This window comes from Ensifer sp. ENS02 (assembly GCF_014851885.1).
GTDB lineage: Bacteria > Pseudomonadota > Alphaproteobacteria > Rhizobiales > Rhizobiaceae > Ensifer > Ensifer adhaerens.
In genome coordinates, this window is sequence record NZ_JACVAO010000004.1 from 165945 (window position 1) to 192368 (window position 26424).

22 protein-coding genes are annotated in these 26424 nt (G+C 63.4%); 7 read left to right on the plus strand and 15 right to left on the minus strand.

The features are described 5' to 3' along the window. Nucleotides 1-203: 203 nt before the first annotated feature. Nucleotides 204-686, minus strand: coding sequence for an isoprenylcysteine carboxylmethyltransferase family protein (locus IB262_RS10390; protein WP_192493547.1), 483 nt, complete (start codon nt 684-686; stop codon nt 204-206). A 173-nt stretch (nt 687-859) separates the two neighbouring features. Here IB262_RS10390 and IB262_RS10395 point away from each other — a divergent pair, with 173 nt between their 5' ends. Continuing rightward, nucleotides 860-1285 (plus strand): OsmC family protein, encoded by a 426-nt coding sequence (locus IB262_RS10395; protein WP_034787506.1) that lies wholly within the window; start codon nt 860-862, stop codon nt 1283-1285. A gap of 66 nt (nt 1286-1351) precedes the next feature. Here IB262_RS10395 and IB262_RS10400 read toward each other — a convergent pair whose 3' ends face one another. The 8 genes from IB262_RS10400 to IB262_RS10435 all read right to left on the minus strand — a co-directional run bounded on the left by IB262_RS10400 (nt 1352) and on the right by IB262_RS10435 (nt 13402). Next, nucleotides 1352-1732, minus strand: a complete 381-nt coding sequence (locus IB262_RS10400) for a VOC family protein (protein WP_034787509.1) — start codon at nt 1730-1732, stop codon at nt 1352-1354. Nucleotides 1733-1790: 58 nt separating this feature from the next. Further along, nucleotides 1791-3521: an adenylate/guanylate cyclase domain-containing protein gene (locus IB262_RS10405; RefSeq protein WP_060528995.1), complete on the minus strand. Its 1731-nt coding sequence runs from the start codon at nt 3519-3521 to the stop codon at nt 1791-1793. A 122-nt stretch (nt 3522-3643) separates the two neighbouring features. Further along, the gene (locus tag IB262_RS10410) at nt 3644-4615 is read right to left on the minus strand and encodes an aldo/keto reductase (protein ID WP_034787512.1); all 972 of its coding nucleotides are present in this window, start codon (nt 4613-4615) and stop codon (nt 3644-3646) included. A 111-nt stretch (nt 4616-4726) separates the two neighbouring features. Beyond that, a complete protein-coding gene (locus tag IB262_RS10415; RefSeq protein ID WP_090297111.1) occupies nt 4727-5137 on the minus strand; it encodes a hypothetical protein in 411 nt (136 codons plus the stop codon). Nucleotides 5138-5659: 522 nt separating this feature from the next. Continuing rightward, nucleotides 5660-7000, minus strand: a complete 1341-nt coding sequence (locus IB262_RS10420) for an HlyD family type I secretion periplasmic adaptor subunit (protein WP_034787518.1) — start codon at nt 6998-7000, stop codon at nt 5660-5662. A 6-nt stretch (nt 7001-7006) separates the two neighbouring features. Next, the gene (locus tag IB262_RS10425; RefSeq protein WP_234798812.1) at nt 7007-9085 is read right to left on the minus strand and encodes a type I secretion system permease/ATPase; all 2079 of its coding nucleotides are present in this window, start codon (nt 9083-9085) and stop codon (nt 7007-7009) included. Between the two features lie 408 nt (nt 9086-9493). Continuing rightward, nucleotides 9494-11530 carry a type I secretion protein gene (locus IB262_RS10430; protein ID WP_246802617.1) on the minus strand — a complete coding sequence of 679 codons (2037 nt, stop codon included), beginning with the start codon at nt 11528-11530 and terminating at the stop codon, nt 9494-9496. Between the two features lie 129 nt (nt 11531-11659). Further along, nucleotides 11660-13402: a hypothetical protein gene (locus IB262_RS10435; RefSeq protein ID WP_034787523.1), complete on the minus strand. Its 1743-nt coding sequence runs from the start codon at nt 13400-13402 to the stop codon at nt 11660-11662. 542 nt (nt 13403-13944) lie between these two features. Here IB262_RS10435 and IB262_RS10440 point away from each other — a divergent pair. From IB262_RS10440 to IB262_RS10455, 4 genes are all read left to right on the plus strand, one after another. After that, nucleotides 13945-14427: a hypothetical protein gene (locus IB262_RS10440; RefSeq protein WP_051659098.1), complete on the plus strand. Its 483-nt coding sequence runs from the start codon at nt 13945-13947 to the stop codon at nt 14425-14427. A gap of 161 nt (nt 14428-14588) precedes the next feature. Continuing rightward, nucleotides 14589-15533 (plus strand): DUF817 domain-containing protein, encoded by a 945-nt coding sequence (locus IB262_RS10445; protein ID WP_090426238.1) that lies wholly within the window; start codon nt 14589-14591, stop codon nt 15531-15533. A 99-nt stretch (nt 15534-15632) separates the two neighbouring features. Beyond that, nucleotides 15633-18689 (plus strand): AsmA family protein, encoded by a 3057-nt coding sequence (locus IB262_RS10450; protein WP_090426182.1) that lies wholly within the window; start codon nt 15633-15635, stop codon nt 18687-18689. A gap of 122 nt (nt 18690-18811) precedes the next feature. Continuing rightward, nucleotides 18812-20077, plus strand: a complete 1266-nt coding sequence (locus IB262_RS10455; protein ID WP_082566288.1) for an alkyl sulfatase dimerization domain-containing protein — start codon at nt 18812-18814, stop codon at nt 20075-20077. A gap of 130 nt (nt 20078-20207) precedes the next feature. Here IB262_RS10455 and IB262_RS10460 read toward each other — a convergent pair whose 3' ends face one another. After that, on the minus strand, nt 20208-20777 hold the full coding sequence (locus tag IB262_RS10460; protein ID WP_034787529.1) for a methylated-DNA--[protein]-cysteine S-methyltransferase: 570 nt from the start codon (nt 20775-20777) through the stop codon (nt 20208-20210). 190 nt (nt 20778-20967) lie between these two features. Here IB262_RS10460 and IB262_RS10465 point away from each other — a divergent pair, with 190 nt between their 5' ends. Further along, the gene (locus IB262_RS10465) at nt 20968-22239 is read left to right on the plus strand and encodes a GGDEF domain-containing protein (protein WP_192493548.1); all 1272 of its coding nucleotides are present in this window, start codon (nt 20968-20970) and stop codon (nt 22237-22239) included. A 59-nt stretch (nt 22240-22298) separates the two neighbouring features. Here the strand turns inward: IB262_RS10465 and IB262_RS10470 are convergent, their stop codons facing one another. Together IB262_RS10470 and IB262_RS10475 are read right to left on the minus strand one after the other, a co-directional pair. Continuing rightward, nucleotides 22299-22943 (minus strand): LysE family translocator, encoded by a 645-nt coding sequence (locus IB262_RS10470; RefSeq protein WP_034787536.1) that lies wholly within the window; start codon nt 22941-22943, stop codon nt 22299-22301. An 80-nt stretch (nt 22944-23023) separates the two neighbouring features. Continuing rightward, entirely contained in the window at nt 23024-23926 is a 903-nt protein-coding gene (locus IB262_RS10475; RefSeq protein ID WP_051659101.1) for a M23 family metallopeptidase, read from the minus strand. 113 nt (nt 23927-24039) lie between these two features. Between IB262_RS10475 and IB262_RS10480 the strand changes: the two genes are divergently transcribed. Continuing rightward, a complete protein-coding gene (locus IB262_RS10480) occupies nt 24040-24528 on the plus strand; it encodes an Rrf2 family transcriptional regulator (protein WP_034787539.1) in 489 nt (162 codons plus the stop codon). Nucleotides 24529-24668: 140 nt separating this feature from the next. Here the strand turns inward: IB262_RS10480 and IB262_RS10485 are convergent, their stop codons facing one another. The 3 genes from IB262_RS10485 to IB262_RS10495 are packed head-to-tail and all read right to left on the minus strand — an operon-like array spanning nt 24669 to nt 26419. Continuing rightward, the gene (locus IB262_RS10485; RefSeq protein ID WP_034787542.1) at nt 24669-25076 is read right to left on the minus strand and encodes a cupin domain-containing protein; all 408 of its coding nucleotides are present in this window, start codon (nt 25074-25076) and stop codon (nt 24669-24671) included. 54 nt (nt 25077-25130) lie between these two features. Further along, entirely contained in the window at nt 25131-25883 is a 753-nt protein-coding gene (locus tag IB262_RS10490; protein ID WP_034787545.1) for an SDR family oxidoreductase, read from the minus strand. Between the two features lie 56 nt (nt 25884-25939). Then, nucleotides 25940-26419, minus strand: coding sequence for a carboxymuconolactone decarboxylase family protein (locus IB262_RS10495; protein WP_034787548.1), 480 nt, complete (start codon nt 26417-26419; stop codon nt 25940-25942). Between the last annotated feature and the right edge of the window lie 5 nt (nt 26420-26424).

Here is a 26424-nt window from a genome sequence, read left to right on the forward strand (position 1 = left end):
CTTCTGCACGAAAGACCACCTTTCGTGTTCCAGCGGGATGGACGCTCGTTCAAGTCCATCCCGGCAATACCCCCTAGGCACACGCGCAGCCGCCTCGGCTATGATCAATCGAGGGCCTGCCGACTCATCCACCCGAAATCGCGAGTGCTGCGACGCGACGTCCGGACCCGTTTCATCGCCGCGGAGCATGCCGATTTGTGCAATCAGAGCCAGCGCCTGACGCGCGCCTTGTAGGCCCGATAGACGTCGCCGAACTTGCGCTCGAGATAGGCCTCCTCGCGTGCCACGACGCCATAGCGGATGATAAGGTAGAAAGGCACCAGCAAGATCAGCAGCCACAGGCTGTCGAAGACGATGGAAAAGCCGATCAGGCCGAGAAACATGCCAGTATAGATCGGGTTGCGGGTGAAGCGGTAGGGACCGGCTTCGACAATCGCCGATGTCGGGCGATGGATCTGGATTTCGGTTCCCGCACGCCTGAAGCTCACCGCCGCCCAGATCAAAAGCGCGAGACCGGCGAGAAAAATGATGCCGCCGACGAGGACGTCCGGCACGGTCGCGGGCACGAACGGCAACGGGTAGAGCCGGTCGAGCACGAGGCCACCGCCCACCGACATCACCCAGGCGATCGGCGGATGGATCACCGCGCCGGAACGGTCAGGCGCATTTCCCGTCGTCTCGTTCATCAAAACACCCTTTGCCTGGTTTCCGCGCCGTCCGTTCCCGCACCGATGGCGCTGGCTGCGATTTTAGCGGACGCGGGCCATTTGCGAAAACCCTCCAAGACGCTATGTGAACGGGGGATCATCGGCTCCGTCTGGGTCCGTGATCATGCCATGGCTACAACAGGACGAGACACATGAAAGCACGCGTCAAATGGGTGGAAGACCGGACCTTCGTCGGAGAGTCTGGTAGCGGCCACAAAGTCGTATTGGGAACCGCCTTCGGCGAAGAGGGGCGCACCCCGGGACCGAGCCCGATGGAACTGGTGCTGATCGGCACCGGTGGCTGCTCGGCCTATGACGTCGTGCACATTCTGGAGAAGGGCCGCGAGCCGGTGGAAGACTGCGTCGTCGAACTCGACGCCGACCGCGCCGATACGGAACCGCGCGTCTTTACCCGCATCCACATGCACTTCATCGTCAAGGGACGCGGACTTGCGGTCAACAAGGTCGAGCGCGCCGTTTCGCTCTCGATCGAGAAATACTGCTCGGCCTCGGCCATGCTCGCCAAGACCGCGACGATCACCCACGATTTCGAAGTGGTCGACACCAGCGCCGGCTGAGAGCCGACCTGGCGCTCGCATCCCCAGCGGTGCGAGCGCATCGACGACCCGCGGGCGCGCGGGTCGCTATCGTCGCGCAGGCTGAAACAGTTCGACAACATTTCCGGAGGGATCGATCAAAAGGATCTGCGCCCCTCCGGGACCGGTGACGATGTCATTGCGGAACATGACGCCGGCACGGCGCAGCCGCTCCACTTCGGCGTTGAGGTCATCGACGAGGAGATGGATGCGGTTCCAGCCGCCCGGCCCCGGCTTCTCGCTGTCCGGCATCGGCCGGCCGGCCGAACTCGTCGGTCCGCTCAGCAGCAGCCGCAGCGCACCGCGCTGCACATCCGCGAAAGCCGGTGCATAGCTCGACAGAAGCGAAAAGCCGAGGTGGGTCGTGTACCAGGCGATCGCCGCCTCGACGTCGTCGACCATGTAGCGGACATTGACTGTTTCCGACATTGCTTTTCCTCCAAGTAAACCCGGCCGGCCGATGCGGCTCCCTCACGCCGTTCCGAACTCACTCCGGCAGTCCGGCCAGCCGCAATCCTTCAACGTAACGCGCAAGCAAGGCCTTATCCCGGTAGGGTGCACGGGAACCGTATCGCTCGATCGAGAATTCCGGATTGAGTTTCAGGAGTTCCGCCGCGGCGCGACGTGCATCCTCAAGGTGCCCGAGTTGCGCGTAGGTCGCCGCCAGCAAACGGTAGGCCGAACCAAGATCGGCCATCTTCTCCAGCAGAGCCAACGCTTCGGTGTACTGGCCGGAGAGATACCTGGCAGCCGCGATGTTCCAGAAATACCAGTCCGGACGACTGGGGTTCAGCCGCAAGGCCAGTTCCCCGATCCTGATCGCGTCCTCCAACAGACCGAGATACCCCAGGGCATCGCAATATTCCGCAAGAAGATCGCAATTGTTCGGCGCCAGTTCGCGCCCACGCTCGTAACAACCGATGGCGCGTTCTGCCTCTCCCCTCCACAAATGGACGACGCCGAGCGCCCAGTGAACATCGGCGTCACAGGGACTGAGCTCCAAAGCCTTGCTTGCCGATGCGAAGGCACTGGCAAGCGTCGCTTCCATGTCGGCACGCTCGTTCCATTTCAGTTTGCGTATATCCAGCCAGGCCAGCCCGAGATATCCGCGGGCGTAGGCTGGATCAGCGTCGACCGCGGCCAGGAACATCTCCTTTGCCCGCCTGACCTCATCCGGTTTCAGGCTTTTTTCAATGTGCCGGCCACGCAGATAGAAATCGTAGGCGCTTGATCCTTTGAGCGGCTCGGCGAGAATCCGGTATCGTTCGGCCTCTTCGATTTTGACATTCAAGGCAGCCGGAATGGAACGGGACAACTCGTCCTGGACATCGAACATGTCGACAAGGTCGAAATCGTATTTCTCCGCCCAGATGTGTTCGCCAGTGGCATTGGTCAGACTGGCATTGACCCTGACCCGGTCGGCAGCGCGCCTGACGCTGCCTTCGAGCGTGTAGTAGGTTGTGCGTGCCTGAGGTTGCGGCTCGGGACGCGGCAACCGAACGATCACGTTCAAACCGGAGAACCGCGACAATGCCGCGACGACGTCCTGCGTGATGCCGGCCGCGAAATAATCCTCATCGGGATTGCCGCTCAAATTCGCAAAGCGCGACACATAGAGAAGCGTCCGGCTCGACTTGACGGGGGGATTTTCCCGTACCTCCTGTGTCGGTGGCGCCATCAGCGCCGCCCCCTCCGATCCGCCGTCGTCGATGACGATATTGTAGATGTGGACGGGGCGGCCGATGTTCTTCAACGGCTGTGCGCCCGTGTCTTCGAAGCGGATGTCCAGGCGACCGCCCAGCGTGTCGTGAACCGAGGCGGAGACGGATATGCCACCCGGCCTGGCGAGGCTCTCGATGCGAGCCGCCACGTTGACGCCGTCACCGTAAACGTCACCGTCGTCAAACAGGATATCGCCGAGATTGATCCCGATGCGAAATTCGATCCGGCGATCCCGCTGCGTACCGGCGTTCCTCGTCTGCATTCCCCGCTGGATCTCGACCGCGCAGAGAACTGCGTCTTCCACGGCACGAAACTCCATCAGCATGCCATCACCGATGAGCTTGACGATGCGCCCGTGATGCGCGGCGACCGCGACGTCCCACAGCTCCTGCCGGTGAGCCATGAGGGTCGCAAGCGTGCCCTTCTCGTCGAGCTCCATCAGCCGACTATAGCCGACCACGTCCGCGGCCATGATGACGGAGAGCTTTTGTTCCATCGGCGCCCCCAGGCTCCAGCACCCCTATGGATAGCATATCCGGACGGGCGAGGCACTGAAGACGCGGCCACGCAGCCGACAGATCCCTGGGAGCGTCGATGACAGGCGGCGAAACGGCGGCTTCAATCCCGATAGAAGTTGCGCCGCCAGCGGTGGGCGGTCAGTTTCGCCCGCTGTGCATCCGGCAGGCCGGCACCGTCGCCGATGGCGCAGTTGCGCTCGACGTTGCGCACCGAACGCATGCCGGGAATGACCGTCGATACGGCCGGGTGGCTGAGAACGAAGCGCAGCGCCGTCTCGGCCAGTGCGTCGGGCTTGATTTCCAGATCCTCGACGATCTTCTGCGTTCGTTCCTCGACCTCGCGCTTGCGCTCGCCCCGGAAGTAGGTTTCCCGGAAGTCACCCTCGGGAAAGACGGTATCGGCGCGAATCTGGCCGGTCAGACCACCTTCGTCGAGCGCCACGCGGACGATGACGCCGACATTGTGCTTCAGGCACGCGGGCAGCAGTTTTTCTTCCGGCGCCTGCTCGAAGATGTTGTAGATCACCTGCACGCTGTCGACGACGCCGGTCTCGATCAGCCGGAGCGCATTGTCCGGCTCGTAGTCGTTGATCGAAACGCCGAAGAAGCGGATCTTGCCGTCGCGCTTCAGCCGCTCGACAGCCTTCAGCCAGTCGCCGCGGCCTACCCACTCGTCCGACCACACATGGAACTGCTGCACGTCGATCGTCTCGACGCCGAGATTGCGCAGGCTCGTCTCGGTGCAGGCGATCACGTGGTCGGCCGGGAAGGTCTGCTCGGCCGGGGTGCCGGCGTGCGCCGGCCATTGCATGTTCTTCGGTGGGATCTTGGTGGCGACATGGATCGTCTCCGACCGCTCGCGCAGCAAGGCGCCGATCAGCTTCTCGCTGTGGCCCTGGCCGTAGCCGAGTGCGGTGTCGATGAAATTGAGGCCGAGGTCGACCGCGCGGTTGAGGGCGCGGGCGGACTCGTCGTCGCGCGCGCCCTGCCAATGGCTCTTGCCGATGCCCCAGGCACCGTAACCGATTTCGGAAATGCGCAGGCCCGTACGGCCGAAGGTTCTGTAGTGCATGGCGCTCTCGCTGGCATTGGGGAAGGAGTACCGCCGGTTATCTAGGCTTCAGCGATCGACCGTCAACCGGGAAAATGTCACGGCCACGGCGGCTTAGTTGCCTCATACGTCCTAGGCAAGAAACCAGAAGAAAACGGCCGACAGGAAGATGAAGGCGAGCACGAGCCCCATAAACTGCCGCATGCCCTCGCTCGTATTGTCGCCGAGCAAGGCGACCCAGATCGGCCCGCCGCTGCAGTCTTCGTCGCGCATGTCGCGGATGGAAGCCAGCGCATCGCGACCGACCGCCGGACGGCTGTAGTCGTGCGGCGGCGGCTGCCGGTTGCGATGAGGGGCGAGAGATCCCGAAAGATCCGGCGCCACCAGGCCGCCGTCGCCCGCGTCGACCACGGGCGACAACCGTTCCTGCGTCGTGGACCCGTCGCGGGTCGCGTCTCCTGCCCGCAGGCGCCCTGCGCCATGGTGAAACGCCCAGCGCTGTGGTTTCGACTGCGGATCGGATTTCACGTGCCGGATAGACATCACGCACCTCCACAGGGGTAACCGCTAACCGGGTACTTTGGTTCCGTGCGCGGGCATGCATTGTTGATCACGGGGGCGTGGCGTCGACGAATTCGACACTTGAAGGACGCAATTGCCGGCAGCGTCTGCCGAAAAACAAAAGAGCCCGCCGCGGGAGGAGCGGCAGGCTCTCTAAAAATCGATCAGCAGCCTGGGAGGAGGAGTGGCGCTGATCTCGTGAACGATCCATGGGAGGAGGAGATCGTTCACCGCATCGAAGCTCTGCGGGAGGAGATGCATTGCTTCGATGAGGTGAATATACAGGGTTTCTGCCCAAATCGTAGGCGGATTTTGTGCAAGCCAGCTATGCGCTATGCGCGCAGCGCAATACCGGCGCATCGGTCCAGAGCCGCCGTAAATGCGATCGAACGGCCGGTGATGCCGGCGAAACGCGAGTGCTTTCAGGCGACACGCGGGCAGGCGGAAACGGGTTTCACGCCGCCCGTATTCCGACGGCGTAGGCGCTGCTGCCGCGCGAAACCGTCAGTTTTCCATGAAGGCGCGCGCCATGCTGTCGCGGATCGGCTTGGTGAGATAGTCGAAGAAGGTCCGCTCCGCCGTCTGGATCAGAATTTCCGCCGGCATGCCGGGGGTCACGACGAAATTGTGAACTCTTGCAAGCTCGCTTGCCGGAAGGCTGACGCGCGCCAGGTAGACTTCGCGCGTGCCCTCATGCGTCTGCACCGGCAGGGCGTCCGCCGACACGTAGAAGACCTGCCCATTGAGGACCGGCGTCGTGCGCTGGTTCAGCGCGGTCAGCCGCACCGTCGCCTTCTCGCCGACCCGGATATTGTCGACGTCGGTGCGCAGCACCTGCGCCTCGATGATGAGCGGTACATCGGCCGGCAGGATTTCCATGATCGGCTTGCCGCTCTCGATGACGCCGCCGGACGTATGAAAATGCATCCTGATGACCGTGCCGGTCACCGGCGCGTTGATCGTCGCGCGGCGGAGCACATTGGTGGCGCCGCGCAATTGTTCACGCACTGTGTCCAGTTCACCCTCGGCCTTCTGCAATTCGTCGAGCGCAGCCTCTTGGTAGCTCTGTTCGGTCTGGTTGACCTGCTGCTGCTGCTTGAGGATCTGGGAGCCGGTCTCCGAGACTTCGGACATCAGACGGCCAATCTGGCCCTCTGCATCGGCGATCGCGCGCTGGATGGTCTTGATCTCCGTCTTGCGGATCAGGTCCTTGGCCAAAAGCGTCTTCTTGCCGATGTATTCCTCCTCGAGCAGGACTCTTTGCTCGCGCACCGATTTCAGCTGCTCCTGAAAACCTTGCGAGCGGAACTCCAGGCTCTCGATATTCCGCTTCAACAGTCCGATATCGCTGTCGAGCTTGCTCCTCCAGGTCTGGAAATTGAGCTCCTGGCTCTGCACGATCGGGACAATCTCAGGATCTTTCTTGACATGCTCCGTGAGAACCGCGGGCAGCACGATCTGCTTCAAACCGTGCGCCTGCGCGGTCAGCCGGGCGACGATCGCCTCCAGCCGCGCCCAGCGCAGAAAATACTGCCTCTCGTTCGCTTGTGCGGCCGTTTCGTCCAGCCGCACCAACGGCTGATCCACGGTTACGCGGTCGCCCTCGCTCACCAGAATATCCTTGATGATCCCGCCTTCGAAGTGCTGGACCACCTTGTTCTGCCCGGTTGCGACAAAGCTGCCCTGGGCGATGATGGCTGCCGCCAAAGGCGCGGTGAAGGCCCAAAGGCCAAAGCCGCCGAAGGTCACGACGATCAGCACCAGGCCGATCATCGTATGCTGCCAGATTGAACGCGGAACCTCTGCGTACCAGGTCAGATCCTGCACTTTGGCCATGTCGCTCATGATCGCCTACGGAAGCTGGTTTTGTTCGAGCGGGTTGCCTTCGGTATTCACCCCACGCGAAGCGAGTGCCTTGAGAACGTCCTGGCGCATGCCGAAGAGCGCCACCGTGCCGTTGACGAGCAGCAGAACCTTGTCGACGCTGTTCAAAAGCGCCGGTCGCTGAGTGATGGTGACAACCGTGATCTTCTCGCGCTTGGCGTGCGTCAGCGCCCGCGTCAGCGCCGCCTCGCCGGCGGTATCGAGATTGGAGTTGGGCTCGTCGAGCACAACCATGCGCGGGTTGCCGAAGAAGGCGCGGGCAAGGGCGACGCGCTGCTTCTGGCCGCCCGATAGAGGCGAGCCGTCGGCGGCCACCACGGTCTCGTATCCGTGCGGCAGCATGGCGATCATGTCGTGAACGTCGGCAAGCTTGGCAGCGGCGTAGATGTCGGCGTCGGTGGCATCCTCGCGCATGCGGGCGATGTTGGCCTTGATCGTGCCGGGAAACAGCTGCACATCCTGCGGCAGGTAGCCGATGCTTTCGCCGAACTGCCGCTGGTCCCAGTTCCTCAGGTCCATGAGATCCAGCCGGACGTTGCCCGACGTCGGCAGGATGGATCCAACCAGCATCTTGCCGAGCGTCGTCTTGCCGGCACCGGAACTGCCGATCACGGCAAGCGAATCGCCGGGCTCCAGCGCAAAGGTAATTCCGTTGAGCACCACGCGCTTGGTGCCCTGCGGAACGAAAAGCAGGCGCTCGACATCGAGGCGCCCTTCGGGCCGCGGCAGCTTCAACCGTTCGAAATTGAGCGGTGACGTCTTCAGCAGCGCGGAAATGCGCCCGTAGGCAGCACGCGACTGGATGACCTGGCTCCATCCCTCGATCGCGCCCTCGATAGGCCCAAGGGCGCGGCCCGCGATGATGGAGGCCGCAATCACCATGCCACCGGTGAGCGAGCCATTGAGGGCGAGATGGGCACCCCAACCAAGCATCGTCACCTGCGTCAGGAGGCGCACCGCCTTGGACAGCGAAGCAAAGGCGATGTTGCGGTCCTGCGCCATCACCTGGGCCTTGAGCGAACCGGCCATGTCCTTGCCCCAGATGTGCACGGCCTCCGGGATCATCGCCAGTGCGTTGATGATCTGGGAGTTGCGCGACATCGAATCGAGGTGAAGGTTGGCCTTGGTCTGGAAATTGGTCGCTTCGCCGAACGCTGCAGCCGTCGCTTTCTGGTTCAACAGCGTAACGATGAGGAGGAGAACGGCTGAGGTGACGACGATTATCCCGAGATGCGGATGGATGAGGAAGACCGCCACCAGAAAGAGCGGCGCGATCGGCGCATCGAGAAACGAAAGCAGCGTGCCGGAGACGAGGAAGGAGCGAAGCTGCTGCAGGTCGCCAAGCGTCTGGTACTCGCGCCCGTTGCTATGCAGGGCGGCTCTCGCTGCCGCGCTCAGGATCGGCGCGCCGAGTTGCGCGGCCACCTCCACGGCGGTGCGCATCAGGATCATGCGGCGAATGGCGTCGAAAACCGACTGCAGCAGCACCGCGCCGACGATGATCGCCGTCAGCATCACCAGCGTGTCGACCGAGCGGCTGGTCAGCACCCGGTCCGAAATCTGGAACAGATAAACAGGGATCGAAAGCACGAGGATGTTGGTGACGATCGTAAACAGCATGACGATCATCAGGTTCTGCCGGATCGCCTTGAGACCAGCGCTGAGGCTCGCCGAAAAATCGACCGGGCCAAGGCGCTTGTGGAACGCGCCCCCTCCACCGCCTCCGCCGCCGCCCTTGTCGGACGATCCGCCACCTTTGTCGGGCGACCGCGGCTCGGCCTTGATCGGCCCACGGTCGGCTTCGATCACCACCATGCCCGAAGGCGAATATCTCTCCTTCATCTCCGCGGTCGGCCAGGCAACCGGTTTTCCGACCGGCTTTTCGATGCAGGGTGCCGGCTTTGGTTCCTCCTGCAACGGGCGGCGCTCGACCGTCGCCTCGCCGCGCAGAGCCGGCTCGGGTCTGGCCACGGGCTCGGTCTTTGGAGGCCACGGCCGCGACGTGACGTTGACCGTCTCAGCGGCATCCGCCCGTGGCGTTCCCATCTGTGCGCGTGACGCCTGCGCTGCCCCGATCGGTGCGGCCGGTGCAGCAGCGCGCGCCGGTGCGAGGCCGGGTGTCGGACCGGTGATCTGTACCGGCCTTGCGGCAACGCCCGATCCGGGAAGAGGCGAAACGGGTGAAGGGGTCCAGTTGCCATCCTCGCCGGCGCCGTTTGCCGCCACTCTTCTTATTTGGTCCGCCACCCCGTCGATCTCCCTAACAGCACGGTCCAGAACGTGTTCCTGATGATTGAGCTTGCGCAGAAACTGCCGTCGCGCGGCGTCGGCGCCGGATGCTTCCGGCCGTGTTCCGTTTTCCTCCGCACGCGAAGCGGCATCGGCGCCGGTTTCGGCAGACACTGGCCGAGACGGATTCGTGCGGTCGGTCATGACTATCCTCCCGCACTCCCATCAGGCGACCATGCTGTGCATGGGGTCGGCACTGGCCGTATCGATGCCGTGCCCATGGCTCGGCGAGATCTGATCCTGCGGCTGGTGGCCGAAATCCGGAGTGAGCATGTCGTCGCCGAGAAAGACGACCGCTTCGCTGACCAGCGCATCCGGGTTCTGACTACCGAGATAGGGATCGTTCTTGACCAGCTCCGCCTGGATGAGCACCTCGTCCGAATAGGCGCCGCCGCCGGCATAGATCGTCTTGCCCGTATCGACATCGACGATCCCGGCATAGTTCAGCAGAGCATTCGAGCCCGTGGAAATGGTCCAGTCCGCGTCCGGGCGCGCCTCGAGCGCGTTTATCGCCAGCGTCACCTGATCGCTGTCGCCGAGAATGTTGGTCTGCTGGATGTAGTTGAGGCTGATGAGGTCGCCGGAAATGTAGAGCACCCTCAGGCCATTCAGCCCGGCAAAGGCGGGATCATGCAGAAAGTCGTCGCCCGACGGCTTCTTGCCTTCCGACAGATCCTGCAGCGCGGACAGGTAACCGTCCGACATCGGATTGACCGGGCCTGCACTGCCAGCTTCGACGATTCCGGCATAGTTCCAAAGCAGGTTTCCGCCGGTCGAGACCGAACCGCCGCCGCTGGTGTGAAAGCCGCCGACGGCACCGATCAGATCGTTGTCGAGCAGGATGTTCGTCTGCTGGATGATGTTGGCGTCGAAGACGCTGCCGCCGACGAAGATCAGGTCAAAGCGGTATCCGAGCTCCAGCAGCGATATCTGGTTGGCCGCCGTGTTGTCGCCACCGACGATCGAAAGCTTCGAGCCCGAAGCCGCGAGGATCGCCGTGTCCTGGTCCGACATGAAAGTGAACTGCTGGAGCCAGTTGACCATCATCAGGTCGCCCTTGACCTCGGTGATGGCCCAGACCTTGGGGAAGTCGGCGGTGTCGGCATGCGTCGTCTGCGCCGGCTCGACATGTTTGAACATGGCGATGTTGAACGCCTGGGTAGCATGCTGCTCAATATTGTTGCCGCTCAGCGCGGAACTGACGAGGTCGCTGTCATAGTGGGTGTTGACCTGAACGATCGCGTTGAGTTCGACGTGGTCGCCGGCCACCGCCAGCACTTCGGCCTGCAGCCAGTCGCTGGTGATGACGACGGAGTTGACCAGCGTGTTGCTGCCCGCTTCCAGCTCGACCGAAGTGTCGACCGCGACGGCACCCTCGCCATAGGCGATGCCGCCCTCGACTTCGACCCCGTCGTTCGACAGTTCGGGCTCGTCCGGCGCATCGGAAGCCTCGTCCGGGTCCGGCAGGTGATCCTTGAGAACCGGCGCTTCCTCAACGATCACGCCGTTCACATAGATGCCTTCGAGCGTGCTGGCCCTGGCTGAAAAATGGGTGACGCTCAGCCCCCCGGCCTCCGCTTCGCCGCCGGTGGAGAATGCCTCAAGCCTCTCGGCCGTGCCGACAACGAGGCTGGCGATCGCGTCACTGGAGCCGGCGACATCCGTCTCGCCGAGCAGCGAAATACTCTGCGTCGCGTCGATGAGCTCGGCCATCGTCGCGCTGTTGTCGATCTGCAGGCCGGACTTCAGGCCATGCCCGCCGACACTGACGAAATCATTGTCCGAAAGCTCGGCGGTCTGGTTGCTGTAGACCACCACCGAGCCCGGCGGGTTGATGTGCGGCTCGACCACCTGCGAGGCCGATCTCGGCGATGCGCCCTGCAGGAAGGCTTCCGAGCTGGCGCGGCCAAGGGAGCCGCCAAAAATCGGGTATTCGGGGAAGGACACCCCAGCATAGCCGTCCGGTATCGGCATGAAGATGTCCGGTCCGACCGGCTTGTACGGGACGTCGGGGTTGAAGTCGTCGAGATCGTAAGGTGCGTGCACCTTGACCGGCGCAGAAACGAGCTCCTTCGGATCCTTGTGGACGTCGCGATCCGGGTCGAACTTCTCATGGATTTCACGCAGACGCGCCTCTTCGGTAGAGAGTTCGAAGAGACCGATGAAATGGGCAATGGCCTCGGTGATCTTTGCGGAATACAAGGTCAGGCCCTCCTCTTGTCGTCGGCAGTCCCCGCCGGCTTGGCGGGTCGTGCCTGACTGCGCGAGAGCTTCCCGCGCAGTCATTCTCGGGTCGATTCCGCGAGACGCGGATCGACGCCCCCTCACCGATCAGGTGTTGTCGTCGTCGCCGACGGCAGTGGTCGTGTAATCACCACCGACGACCGTCATGTCGATCGTGTTGCCCTGCAGGTTCGCGCCGAGCACGATCTGCTGGTTGAAGGCGTTGGTGTCGATAACTGCGTCTGCCGAAGCCGAGGAGAGCCCTTCGACGAAGCTGTCGTCACCATTGTACGAGCCCCACATGCCGGCGCTGCCACCTGCACCGCCATCACCGTTCGTCGCGAAGCCACCCGCGCCGCCGGCACCGCCGGCACCACCGATTGCATGGCCACCGTAGGCATCGCCACCGTCGCCGCCGGCTGCCCACGAACCCGTGAGCGCGAGGCCGCCGAGGCCGTGACCACCGGTCGCTGCACCACCGGTACCGTCACCACCGGTCGAGTCACCCGTAGAGCCGCCACCGGCATAGGCATCGCCACCACCGCCGCCGGCACCGCCCACGCCTGCACCGGCGCCGAAGCCAGCACCCGCGCCAAGACCAGCACCCAAAGCGCCGCCGCCGTCGCCGGCATCGCCGGCATCACCACCGTCAGCACTGCCGGTATCGCCAACCGCTACGCTGTTGCCACCGTTGCTGTCGCCACCGTCGCCACCGAGGTTCAGGATTGGAAGGATGAAGCCGCCGGCATCGCCGCCGTCACCTGCATCCGAAGACCCTGCCGGGCCGCTCGTGACGTCGCCACTTGTGCCACCGTTGCCGGCACCATTGCTGCCGCCGTCGCCGCCGGCTGCCGCGCCGACACCAAGGCCGACACCGAGACCGAGGCCGACGCCGAGACCGGCACCACCGGCACCACCGGCACCGGCTGTCGCCGTACCGCCGTTCGCGTCACCGCTGGAGCTGCCGCCGCCAACGCCAACACTGGCTGCAATGCCGCCAAGGCCGGCACCGCCGGTCGCATCGGCATTGTTGTCTGCGTCGCCGCCATCGCCGTCGCCAGCGCCCGCGAAGCCACCAACGCTATGGCCGCCATCGCCGCCGTCGCCGCCATTGGCATAGGCCTTGCTTCCGCCTTCACCACCGTCTGCGCCGGCCTGAATGCCGTCGCCCGAGCGGGCGTCGCCGGCATTGGCGTTGCCGTTCTGGTTAAGCGTGCCGCTGTTGTTGATGTCAGAGGCGCTGTCGTCATCCGACATGATGGCGTTCTGGCTGAACACGTTGGCAACGTTGCTGTTGCCGTTCATCGAGCCGTTCAGGATGTCCTTGAAGCTCGTATTCGCCATGCCGTGGATCGAGGAGTTGTCGATATCGGCAAAGTCGTCGTCGGACGGCTTGTAGCCGCTCAGATCGAGATCGACGTCCACGTCGACGGTCGTCTTGCTGTCGACGTCGACATGGGTGCTGTTTTCGTTGAGGTTGGCATTGAGGTTGGCGTTGCCATTGCCGTTCAGGTTGGCGTTGCCATTGCCGTTCAGGTTGGCATTGCCGTTGCCGTTCAGGTTGCCGTTCCCGTTGGCATTGGCGTTGCCGTTACCATTGAGGTTGCCGTTGCCGTTGAGATTGCCGTTGTAGGACTCGCTGTACTGCGATTGTCCCTGATCCTGGCCCTGACCTTGGTCCTGGCCCTGTCCCTGGTCTTGCCCCTGGCCCTGGCCTTGTCCCTGTCCCTGAAGCTGGCCTTGCAGCTCCGCCTGCAATTGTCCCTGACCCTGGCCCTGTCCTTGTCCCTGGTCTTGATCTTGAGACTGGCTGTCATCCCATGGCCACAGGATATTCTTGTCCTTACTCATGACGATTACCTCGAGTTGAGGCCGCGACAGCCGAGCCGCATTCTTCTCTTACGCGGATTTGGGCCATGCGCGGGCTACGTGTTGGACTTGTTGAACTCAGTAACGGTGTTTTCCTCCGGGCGCCTAGTCGCCCATCTGTCGATACTTTGATCGCTTTTTCTTGCCTCTCCCCTTACTTGGTCGAGAGGACCGGAACAGGTTCCCAACTGGGTATTCCATTCGATGCAGTGCTTGCCCAAAGGGGGCCTGAGTGCGTCCTGCTCGCCGGTTGCAGAGGAGACTCTGTCTAAAACCGACACGCATTGTAAGTTGTCAGTTCGGGCTAACCTTCGCGGGCTAGCGACCAGACGCAGAAACCTTCACCCGTGGGCTAGGCAAAATATGGCCGTCAACCGACGGCTGGCCAGGCGCCGGTGAGGGCCCGAGCGCCGCATTTCCGGGCCTGCGCGACCATCGTCAGAACGAATTTACTGGACGCGGGAATGCAGTATTCTGACGAGCAGTGGTGTGGCATTTGGCAACCGGCGAGCACTGGAAGGCCCATGGCAAGATTTCACGAAATCCTCCTCTTAATCGGACAACTCAACTACACGTGGACGAATACGGAGAGTTTGCTCATCTACCTCATCGCCGGCCTCGCCCGGGTCGACAAGGAAACCGCGATCGTCATCTTCCTGACGCTGAACACGACGCGGGCCCGCATCGAACTCGTCGAGCGGCTGACCAAGATGGGAAAGACGCCTGCCGCGCAGCGGCAAGAAATTCTTTCGATTACCCAACAGCTTGGCCGGCAGGCAAAACTCCGCAACAAATACAGCCACTGCATCTATTCCTTCGACGAAACCGGCGACCAGGCGAGCACGCAACTGATGGCGATCTTCGACAGCAAGGACACGATCAAGTACGGCAAGATCGAGCAGATCAACGAGGCGGAGATCGCGCGGATCAACGAGGTGATCGAGCAGCTGCAGGAGGTCAACCGGGAAATCTGGGCGATCGTCGACCGCTACGCCTTCCCGCGCTGATCACCCGCCACGAGCGCAGACGACGGCATGCCGCAATCCTGCTGCCGCCGGCGGTGGCGGATGCGCGGCAGCCACCTCCACACGGCCCGGTTTCCGGCCATCCACAATTCAACCGCATTGTCAGGCCATCGCAGCAGCGACGGCAAAAGGAGGCGATGCGGATGGTTGGACAACCCGAGGAGAGGCGGTTTACGAGCCTTGAGGCGCGCATCGACGCTGCGGCGCATGGCGTGCTCGACCGGCTTCCGGCAAGCGGCTTCCTTGGCGGCCTGACCGAATTTCTGGTGTTCGGCATCAAGCAGGCCTTCGCCTGCCTCTTCGGCGGCGCGATGCTGGCCCTGATGCTGGCAACGAAATTCTACTGGCCCGAAGGTAGTGGTCTCGCCCGCTACGACTTCCTGTTCCTGAGCGCCATCGCCATCCAGATCTCACTGCTCGTCTTCAAGCTCGAGACCATCGCCGAGGCCAAGGTCATCCTGATCTTCCACGTCGTCGGCACGCTGATGGAAATCTTCAAGACCTCCGTCGGCTCGTGGATCTATCCGGAGCCAAGCTTCTTCCGCATCGGCGGCGTGCCTTTGTTTTCGGGTTTCATGTATGCCGCCGTCGGCTCCTATCTGGCGCGCGTGACCCGCATTCTCGACACGCGCTACAGCAACTATCCGCCGCTCATCGCGACCCTGCTTTTGGCCCTTGCCATCTATGTCAACTTCTTCAGCCACCACTACATCATCGACCTTCGCTACGCGCTGTTCGGATTGACCGCGATCCTCTTCCTTCGCACCACGGTGCATTATCGCGTCTTCCGCTTTCGCCACCGCATGCCGCTGCTCGTGGGCTTCCTGCTGGTCGCCCTCTTCATCTGGTTCGCCGAAAACATCGGCACTTGGTCGCGGGCCTGGATCTATCCCTCGCAGCATGCCGGCTGGACGCTGGTCTCCGTGCAAAAGCTCGGCGCCTGGTATCTGCTGATGATCCTGTCGTTCGTGCTGGTCACGCTCGTGCATCGTCCGCGCGCGGTTGCCGCTCCGGCAGCCGTGGCCGAGAGTACAGCCGTCGAGATGGGCGATGCAGCCGTCGCCGGAAAGGGTGTCGGCGCGCGATAGCGCAACCGTACGACGAGAAGGCAGATCGCCCCAGGAGTTGCAAAACGGCGCGCGCTGGAAAACGATACCGAATCAATCGCTTTCGCAACGAGGGGAAACATGCGGCGTTTCTTTCTTTGCCTGCTGGCGCTCGGCGTCCTCGCTGTCGTTTCAGTCATGATCCTGCCCAGCTTCGTTTCGAGCGACTGGATGCGCGCCGAACTGGGACGGCAACTCTCGAACGCGACCGGCAGCGCGATCGCGCTCAACGGCCCGGTCAGACTTTCCGTCGTCCCGCATCTGGCGGTGGTGGCCGAAAACGTCTCGCTCGATGCCGACGGCATGACCGCCGAGATCGGCGAAGTCGCGGGCTCCGTGACGCTCTCCTCGCTATGGTCCGACCGCCTGCACGTGAGGGAAGTAAGGCTTGTACGCCCTGTCGTGGCGCTGCGGCCGAAGGCAGAGGCCGCAGCGGTTGCGCAAGACGGGGGGGCTGAGGCGGGACAGGCGAGCACGGGCGAAACGCGCGATCCGCTCGCCGCCCTCGTCGCCTTCCTCGAGAAAAGCGCCATCGACAAGATCTCGATCAGCGAGGGAACGCTGCGGCAGGAGGGCGCCGGCGGTTCGGTCGACGTCGTCAGCGATCTCAATCTTACGCTCGCCGTTCCGGATATCGATGGCGAATTGTCGCTCTCGGCCGGCGCCGGCGTCGATGGCCGGCGCTACGATGTCACGCTTGCCGTTTCGCCTTTGCGTCCGCTGCTCGAGCACAAGCCTGCCGAACTCAGCCTTTCCCTGGAGGCCGAGCCCCAGCTTGCGGCCGGGCTCACCGAACTGACCGCCAGCGGCCAGGTGGCGCTGAATGCCAATGGCGGATACCAGATCCGCGGCGGCAAGCTTACGATCGGCGACGAAGCGCTCGGGCTCGACGCGCTGTTCGTGCCGGGCAGCCGCCCGCGGTTCCTCGCCGACCTCAACGCCGAGCGGCTGGATCTGAGCGCATTTCTCGATGACGGCGAGACGGCCGCATCCTCCTCGCAGCCCGAGGAACCGGCAGGCCGGACGGACAAGGCCAAGGCAGCTGCAGGCCTGCAGGCGCTGGCCGGTTTTGACGCCGATATCAGCGTCAATGTCGGCGCCCTTGCAGTTGGTGACATTTCCGCATCCGACGTCGCGCTGACGGCGACCCTCAAGGACGGGCAGTTGACCGGGCGGCTCGAGCATCTCGGCATCGACGCCGGCAGTGTTGCCGCCGATCTCGCCGCCGACGTCGGCGCCGCCGAGCCGATTTTCCAGGGCCGCGTCGTCAGCAACGGGCTCGACGTTTCCAAACTCGCGGCTCTGGCCGGCCAATCGGTACCGCTGTCGGGAACCGTGACGATGGACACGGCCTTCGCGTTTCGCGGACTAAGCGCGAACTCTGTGCGCAAGACGATCAACGTGACCGGCGGCGCAAGCCTGCGTGACGCGACCATCGTCATTCCCGGCATCGCCGATCCGGCCATGGCCGAGGTGAAGGCAAAGAAACTCGCCCTCAAGATCGAGGGCCTGGCCAAGCCAATGCGTCTTGCGGGCAGCCTCGTGTGGCGGGGCAAACCGGCCGAGATCGATCTTACCCTACCGGTCCGCGACCTGCTCATGGACGCCAATGCCCGTGCGGGCGACATCCCGCTGAAGCTCGACCTGCGCACGAAGGAAGCGACGCTTGCGCTGGATGGCAAGGCGGCGCTTGCGGGCAGCTACGCCGGCAAGGTGAACTTCGCGGCCGCAGACCTGCGATCGCTTCTTGCCTGGATCGGTCAGGCCGACGCGGGCGGCATCACGCAATTCGCCTTCAATGGCGACGTGAAGGCAAGCGCTGCGGGCGTCGCATTCCAGAAGGCCACGCTCTCGGTCAACGGGGTCGAAGGAAGCGGTAATGGCGCGGTCGAACTCGGGACACCGCTCAAAATTTCGAGCGCGCTCCATTTCAAGGAACTAGACCTCGCGCGGTTGGCCGGCGCGCCTTCGGCCGCGCCGCAGGCGAAGGCCAAAAGCAAAGCGAGTGGTGGCCCTGCAACGGATGCTCCGCTGGATCTGTCCGCACTTCGCTCTATCGATGCCTCCATCAAGGTCGATGCCGAAAAACTCGCCTACGGCCGCGTCGTCGCCGGGCCGGTCGCAACCTCCCTGAAGATCTCCGAGGGCATTGCGAACCTCGACATTCCGGATAGCCCCTTCTATGGCGGCCAGGTGGCCGCGAGCCTGACCGCCGACGGATCCGGCACGGAGCCGTCTATCGCCGTGAAGGCCTCGATATCGGGCGCCTCGGCCGCACCACTGCTCACCGACCTTGCGAACTTCAAGCATCTCGAAGGCGCGCTGCAGACGACGTTCGACATTGCAGGCGCCGGCGGCACGACCGGCACGCTCAAGCGATCGCTCAAGGGCACGGCTGAGGTCCGTTTCTCCGACGGCGCCATTCGCGGGATCGACGTTGCCGACGTCTACAACAATCTCGTCGGCCTGATGTCCTCCGGCTTCAAGCAGAACGACAACAAGGCGACCGGCTTTACCGAACTCGGGGCATCCTTTGCCATCGAGAACGGCGTTGCGCGCACCGACGACATCAAGCTCGTCGGCCCCCTCGTGCGGATGAGCGGCAAAGGCGAGGCAAACCTGCCGGAGGACCAGTTGAACTTCCGCCTCGATCCCCGCGTGGTCGCATCCTTGCAGGGCCAGGGTGCCGACATCGCCACCGAAGGCATCGGCGTGCCAGTCGTCATCGAAGGGTCGTTTGCCGCTCCGCGCATCTATCCCGACCTTTCGGGCCTTTTGAAAAACCCCGATGCCGCGCTTTCGACCTTGAAGAAGCTCGGATTGCCGACCGGCAAGCTGGGGCTCGATGAGCTTCTGTCCGGGGACGGCAAGGGAGGAAAGCTTCGCGACATCCTCAGCGGTGCGATCGGCAAGCAGCCGAAGGACGAAGGCAGCGAGCTCTCCATCGAGCAGATCATCGGCGGTGGCGGCACCGAGCCCGAGGCGGCACCGCCCGTCGATGGGCAAGTTCCGCCCGACACGGCGGTGGAACAGCCCGCGCCGGAGACGCCGCAGCCGGATCAGCAACCCGCTGCAGAAGCCGAGCAACCGGCACAGGACAGCGGCACTTTGGGAAAGCTGTTCAAGCTTCTTCAATGAGCGAGCGTCTCAGATGATGCAGCCCAAAACCTGAGGCATGTCCACAAGACCACACGTGCCGGCTTCCAACCACGGCCGGCAATGCTAAAGCTGTCGGCGATTGCTTCGAGGACAGAAAGACCATGAGACACGACCCGTTGTTCGAGCGTCTGTGGGACGGCACGGCTCAGATGGAAGAATGGACCGCCGCGGTCTCGCACGGCGCCATCACCCATGTCGCCGACAACATCATCACCGTCCACACGACCTACTTCTGCGGCAGCGTGACGGCCATCCGTACCAGCGAAGGTCTGGTCCTGATCGACACCGCGAAGCCGGAAACGGCAAAGCAGACCCTCGACGTCATACGCTCCTGGGACGACAGCCCCATACACACCGTCATCTTCACGCATGGCCATATCGACCATACCAGCGGGATCACGGTCATCGACCAGGAAGCGGATGCGCGTGGGCTAGCGCGCCCGCGGATCGTCGCCCACCGCAACGTGAAGCGGCGGATGGAGCGCTACGAGGCTTCGCATGGCTACAACAGCATCGCGCAGAGCCAGCAGTTCAACAAACCGGGCTACATCTACCCAATCGGTCAGCGGCGACCGGACGCGGTCTATGACGATACCCTGTCACTGTCCGTCGGTGGCGAGCGGATCGAACTTTTTCACGGCAGAGGCGAAACCGACGATGCCACGTTCGTCTGGCTACCGGAACGACGTGTCCTTGCGAGCGGCGATTTCGTCATCTGGGTGTTTCCGAACGCCGGCAATCCGCGCAAGGTGCAGCGTTATGCAGCCGATTGGGCGACGGCACTTCGGCGGATGGAGGCGCTCGCTCCGGCGGTCCTCATTCCCGGTCACGGTCCGGTCGTCTTTGGCGAAGAGCGCGCGGCCGAGATGCTGCGCCACGGGGCAGAGGCGCTCGAGCATCTCGTGCGTGAAACGCTCGCGCTCCTCAACAGGGGCGCCAGCCTCGACGCGGTTCTGCATGCGGTGAAGGTGCCCGAGGCATATCTGGGCAAGCCCTATCTGGCAGCGAAGTACGACGACCCGGAATTCCTCGTCCGCGGCATCTATCACTTCTATGCCGGCTGGTTCGATGGTGACGCGGCCCATCTCAAGCCGCCGAGGACTGCCGATCTCGCATCGGAACTGGCCGCTCTTGCCGGCGGCGCCGAAAAGCTTGCGGAGCGGGCCACGCACCTATCGGAGGCTGGGAATTTTCGCCTCGCGGTGCAACTCGTGGAATTCGCCAGCGCAGCCGCACCCGACGACCGGGCCATTCAGGCAATTCGGGCCGCGGTCCTGCGAAAGAGCATCGAGAACGAGAATTCGCTGATGGGGAAGGCCTTCCTCGCGGTTTACGCACGCGAGGCCGAGCAGCGCTCCAAAGGCTAATGCATGTCGCGCAAAACTGTGCATCGGTTTTGCGGCAACGAGACGCATAAAAACAAGAGCTTACAGTCTGGCGTGTGAATCCTTTGTGACGCGACAGGCTTTAGGCGCCACGCGCTGGAGCAGCCTCACCTCAGAAGCCGAAAGACTGCTGTGCGGGCTTGGCCTGTTGCTCCTCCAAATGGACGCCTTCCAGTTCGAGCATGCGCGTCTTGGTGGTCGAACCGCCCGGCGCTGAAAACCCGCCGATCTTGCCGCCGGCGGCCAGCACCCGGTGGCAGGGGATGATCAGCGATACCGGGTTCTTCGCCATGGCCTGGCCAACATCGCGTGCTGCTTCCGGCCCGACGCCCAGTTCCTTGGCAAGCCCGCCATAGGTCGTGGTCTGGCCCCAGCGCAGCGCCCGCGCGGCCGCATAGATGCGCAGGAAAAATTCATCCTGGCCTTGCAGATCCACCGCGAAGCCGGAGAAATCGACCTCCCTGCCCTCGAAGTAGTGCCGCACGGCTTCCACCGCCGCCCGGATTACCGGCGTCGGCTCCGACGCCTCGCTGGAAGGCAGCCGCCGCAGCAACAGCCGCTCGGTCGCCTCTAGCGTGCCGGTCGGCAGTTGAAAGCGCGTGATGCCGACATCGTTCCAGGCGATGCCGCAGAAACCGGCCGCGGTCTCAAAGATGAAATAACGATGCATCGCCTGACCCATCGGCCTCGCCTCCACTTGTACGCCTCCCTCAAAAATCGTGCAGGACGCCGCCGAATTCAACCCGTTTCCTGCCTACGCGACCGCCGTTTTGGCACAGATTGCCCGGAGCCGCGCACGCCACCAAATGCCGTCATTTGCGAAAGCTTTACGCTTGTCGGGCATGGTTTCGCGCGAACATCAGGAGACGATGGTGGACATCCTGCATACCCCGACGATCATGCTCAGTTCGTTCGTAACGCTGGTGATCTTCGCCGCTTTCTTCGGTTTTGCCTGGCGGCAGGAGCGCAAAAGCCTCGAACTGCTTCTGTGGTCCTTGGCCTTCGCCATCGGCGCAGTCGGCTTCGTCCTGTTGACGCTGCGCGGCGACGGCTACAACTTCATCACCATCTCGCTCGGCAACGCGCTCGCGGTGCTGGGGCTCGCGATGATCTGGCTGGGCTTGCGCGCCTTTGACAATCAGCCGCTCAAGATCGCCTCCGCGCTCGTCGGGCCGCTCCTGTGGATCGTCGTCACCTATTCTTCAGACTATGTTCGCGAGAGCGTCACAAGCCGGATCGTGCTCTACTCGATCCTGATCTTCGCCTATTCGGCGCTGATCGCGCACGAGATCTTCCGCTCGGAGAATTTCCGCAAGCTCCCGAGCTCCTACATCGTCGCCTTCGTGTTCGCCACCCATGGCCTGCTCTATCTCGCCCGCATCCCGCTGATCCTGATCTGGCCGCTCGCCGGCAACACGGCCGCGGGAACTTCGCAGCCGCTCTGGTACCAGTTGCTGACCTTCGAGCTGTTTTTTCACAGCCTCGCCGGTGGCTTCGCCTTCTTCGCCATGGTCAAGGAGCGAACCCAGCAACGCTACAAGCTCGCCTCGGAGACCGACGCGCTGACGGGTGTGCCGAACCGCCGTTCGTTCCTTGCGCAGCTGGAGACCCATCTCGCCACGCAACCGGCCAAGGGAGCACTGCTCTATCTCGACATAGACCACTTCAAGGTGATCAACGATCGCTACGGCCATGCGGTGGGCGACCAGGTGCTCGTGGAATTTGCCGGGATCCTCTCGAAGGCCGTGCCGCGTGACGCCCTGATCGCGCGCATGGGCGGGGAAGAATTCGCCGCCTGCCTCCCGCAGGCGGATCGCGCCGACGCGATCGCCATTGCCGACAGCATTCGCACCGCGCTCGAAGCGCGCCGGCTGAGCACGACCAAGGGCGTGCTGTCGGCAACGGTCAGCATCGGCATTGCCTTTGCCGACCGGCACAAGGATGTGCACGCGATCATTTCCGCCGCCGACGCCGCGCTTTATGCCGCGAAGGCCGCCGGCAGAAACAGCGTTTGGTCGGATGATCCGTCGGGCGTGCCGCAGTTTGCAGCGGGCTCGATCGCACCCGCCGGAACGGCGGCGACGCTTCTATCATTAAGCCCTGCCAGAAGCAGTGCTGCGACACGGCGGCCCACCGGCTCCTGAACCTTTCGCATCCCGAAAACGAACGATCGGCCGGGCACCCCGTTATCGCGACCCGCCGCCTAGCCGTTGACGCGCTTTACCAGCGCGAGCGAGGCAGCCGAGACAAGCAAGGCGCCGCCGCAGCCTCGTTCCATCCAGCGCCGCATCGACGAGGCGGCAAACTGCGTCGTCTTGAAGCCGACAAGAGCGTAACCGAACATGACGGCAAACTCGACGACGGTGAACACGGCGGTAAGCGCCAAGAACTGCGGCAGTTGCGGCGCGGCCGGGTTGATGAACTGCGGCAGCAATGCGGAGAAGAACAGGTAGGCCTTGGGGTTGGTGATGGCCACGATCATGCTGTGGCGGCAGATCGCGAGCGCGGATTCCGTGCGAACGAGATCGCCGTTTTCGGCGCCTTGCGTTTCCGCTTTCTCGGCTCTACCGGGCCGAAGCATCTTGTAGCCGAGCCAGGCGAGATAGCCGGCACCCGAATATTTGACGACCGAGAACCAGAACTCCGACGCGGCAAGGATGGCGCCGAGGCCCGCTGCCACGGCGGCGATCAGGAAGAAGTCGGAAAGGAGCACGCCGATCATCCCGGCGACCGCCTTTTTCATGCCGAAACAAGAGCCATTGGCCATCGCCAGGATCACGTCCGGGCCGGGCGTGACCACCGCGATGAAGGTGACGGCCGCAAAGGCAGCCATGGTGCTGATGTCCATGAACGAGCTCCTCCCCGGCCTATCTTTGGCCGTTCAGATCGAACGTGTAAAGCACCGCCCGCTCAACCTCGCATCGGCTTTCATCTGACGAATTGCACGTTGCGTGAAGGAACACGCCCGTCGAAGGACAGTTGAACAGCCTTTCCGGATCCGGCATCGACGGCATGAATGTGCAGATGCGGCTCCGTGCTGTTGCCAGAGTTGCCGACAGCGCCGATCGGATCGCCGGCGAGAACCCGCGCCCCGATCAAGGCGGTCACGCTCCCCTTGCGCAGATGCGCCAGTTCCACCCGCATGCCGTCGCAGGCAACGATCACGTGGTTTCCAGCCGGGTTGCCCCGATCCGCCTCGGGCGGGGGCAGGTCGGGCAGCCCATCTACTGCCGCGACGATCTCTCCCTCGCACGGGCTGACGACGGTCTTGCCGAAGATGGCGTAGTCGGCGGGATCCCTAGGCAACAGTCCGAACGCCCGGAAGCCGGTCTCGCCGATCGCCGTGATGTCGAGGGCATGCCGTTGCGCCGGGTGATCGCTGTGATGATTGAGCACGCCGATGCCGCCGCCCTGCGCGACGACGAAGCGACCACCGACCAGCGGAAACGATAGCCCGCGCGGATCGTGCTGCGCGCCGATGCCCCAGGCGACATAGGCGAGTGCTGCACCGAAGACGAAAAGAGAGGCTACGGTCGGCACCAGGCTGCGCGCCAATGCTCCGCGATCCAGCGACAGCCAGGGCCGGCGCCAATGTCGGGGCAACGAAACCAAAGACGCCGCGACCGCGAGCGCGGCCAGCGCCGCCCGGGTCCAGAAGCCGGCGATGTCCCAGCGGTTGAGAAGCCCGATCAGGGTGAGCAGCACGACGGTCTCTGCAAGCGCCAGCAGCCAGCCAAGCCGCGTCGGTTCATTCAGCCGCCATAGCCGCCAGATGAAGGCAAGCGGCAGCAGGATGCTGAGAACAAGCAGAAAACCGACGACAACGACCATGATCCCTCCTGTTGCACATGACGGCGCTGTTTACACAGGGAAAAAATAGGGATATTTTCTGTCCTTAATAGATGCGGACGGCATCTGCCGGACGAAAAAGATCGTTAGAGCGTATGATCCTTAAGAGCCAAGTCGAATGGGCGTTGCACTGTTGCGCCATTCTCGCCGGCCTGCCCGAGGGCCGCTACCTATCGACCAAGGCGCTGGCCGAATTCCACGGACTTCCGAAGGAGTATCTGTCGAAGGCGCTGCAGAGCCTGTCACAGGCGGGCCTCGTCCACACGACCCTCGGTCCTTCGGGAGGCTACCGGCTGGCGAAAGCGCCGGCGGAACTGACTTTCCTCGATATCGTCGAGGCGGTCGAAGGCAGGTCACGCACCTTCGTCTGCACCAATATCCGGGCTAACAATCCCTGCCGGGCGCCCGGTTACTGCGACGAGACCCCCTGTGCGGTGGCGCGCATCATGTGGGAGGCGGACGAAGCCTGGCGCGACAAGCTGCGAAGCGTGCGCCTGTCCGACCTGATGGAAATCCTCTCGAAGGAAATTCCCGCCGATCTCTCGAAGCGAAGCTTTGCCTGGGTTCTAGAACGCGCCGGATGAGCGGCGCCGGCCGCGGTTTCAGCAGGCGAAGCGTAGAGATAGGCCTGCGCCGGCAGATGCTCGGCAAACTTGGCTGGCCCCAACGGTTGGGCCGAAAGAAGGGCCGGCTGCGCGATCGGCAGTCGGCCCTTGGCATGGCGTCACTTCGTCATCGGAAAGGTCAGTTCCTTTTCGGCGGTGTCGACGACGAAGACCGCCAGCAGCTTGGCGGGCGCGGTCTTGCTGCCGTTGGCGCTGACGCCGTGACGGTCGCCCGGCCTCTCGGAGAAGCTCTCGCCGGCCTTGTATTCCTTGACTGGACCATCATTGACCTGGCTGAGGATCGAGCCTTCGAGCACCGTCGCATAGATGAAGGCCGTGCTCGCATGGGTGTGCGCATCGGACGAGCCGCCAGGCCCGTATTCCACCAGAACGCCCTTAATGCTCTTGCCCGGAACGTTCGGCAATTCATGCTCATAGACGAGCGTCACCTTGGCAGCGTCACCGGCGACGGCGGTCCCGAACAGGGTTGCGGTAACGGCGAGGGTGGTGAGGAGAGACTTGATCATGTCGAAAATCCTTTCAGATGAGGGAGATGCGCGACGCGCGCGCCTCCGGTTCGGTTACTTGCGGGGTGCCGTTGCGAACCACTCTTCGAAGGTGATGCGGCCGAGGCGGGGATTGTTGTCGGAAACAAGCGAGCCATCCTCGAGCAGAGCGCCGAAATAGCGCGCCTCCCGGTCCAGCTCGACCTTGCGATTGTCGCCCATCGCCTTGAGATAGCGGGCGACGAGATCGCTGAGGCGCGAGCGCTCCGGACCCGCAATCTCGATCGTGCCGTTGACGGGATCGGCAAGCGCCACGTCGGTCATGGCATCGGCAACATCGTCTGACGCGATCGGCTGCACATAAGCCGGCGACAGGCGCACGAGGTCGCCGACGGTTCCCGATTGCGCGATCCCGCTCAGGAACTCCATGAACTGGGTCGAGTGCACGATCGTGTAGGGGATGCCACCGGCCTCGATCAGCTTTTCCTGCGCAAGCTTGCCGCGGAAGTAGCCGCTTTCCTGCAGCCGCTCGGTTCCGACCACGGAAAGCGCGATATGGTGTTTGACGCCGGCAGCCTTTTCGGCGGCAAGCAGATTGCGGCCCGACGTCTCGAAGAATTCGAGCACCGCCCTGTCCTCGAACGAGGGGGAGTTGGCGAGGTCGACGACGACGTCGCAGCCGCTGAGCGCTTCGGCGAGCCCCTCTTCCGTGATCGTATTGACGCCGGTGTTCGGGGAGGCGGCAATCACCTCGTGTCCGCGCTTGCGCAGGCGTTCGACCGTCTTCGAACCGATGAGGCCGGTTCCGCCGATGATGACGATTTTCATGGGATCCTCCATCGGCGGCGCCCATCGCGCCGCCGTGCATGACGGTTGCTGCGGGCTCAGTTGAGCCCGGCCTTGTCGAGCCCATAGAGCTTGTCGGCCGAACCGGGCACGGACTTGAACGCGACGCTGACGCGGTTCCAGGCGTTGATGGCCATGATGGAAAAGGTCAGATCGGAGATCTCCTTTTCCGAAAGCTGGCCGCGCACGCGCTCATAGAGTTCGTCCGGAACGCCGCCCTCGGGCAATTTCGTCAGCACCTCGGTCCAGGCAAGTGCTGCGCGTTCGCGCGGCGCAAACAGGTTCGATTCCCGCCAGATTGCCACGTGGTAGAGGCGCAATTCGCTCTCGCCGTGGATCTTCGCCTCCTTCACATGCATGTCGACGCAGAACGCGCAGCCGTTGATCTGCGAAGCCCGCAGATTGACGAGATCGCGGATTGTCTGCTCGATGACGCTGTCCTTCAGGCTGAGGCTGAAGTCGGAGATTTTCTTGAAGAACTCGGGTGACTGCTGGGCGTAGTTGAGGCGCTGGGTCATGGCTT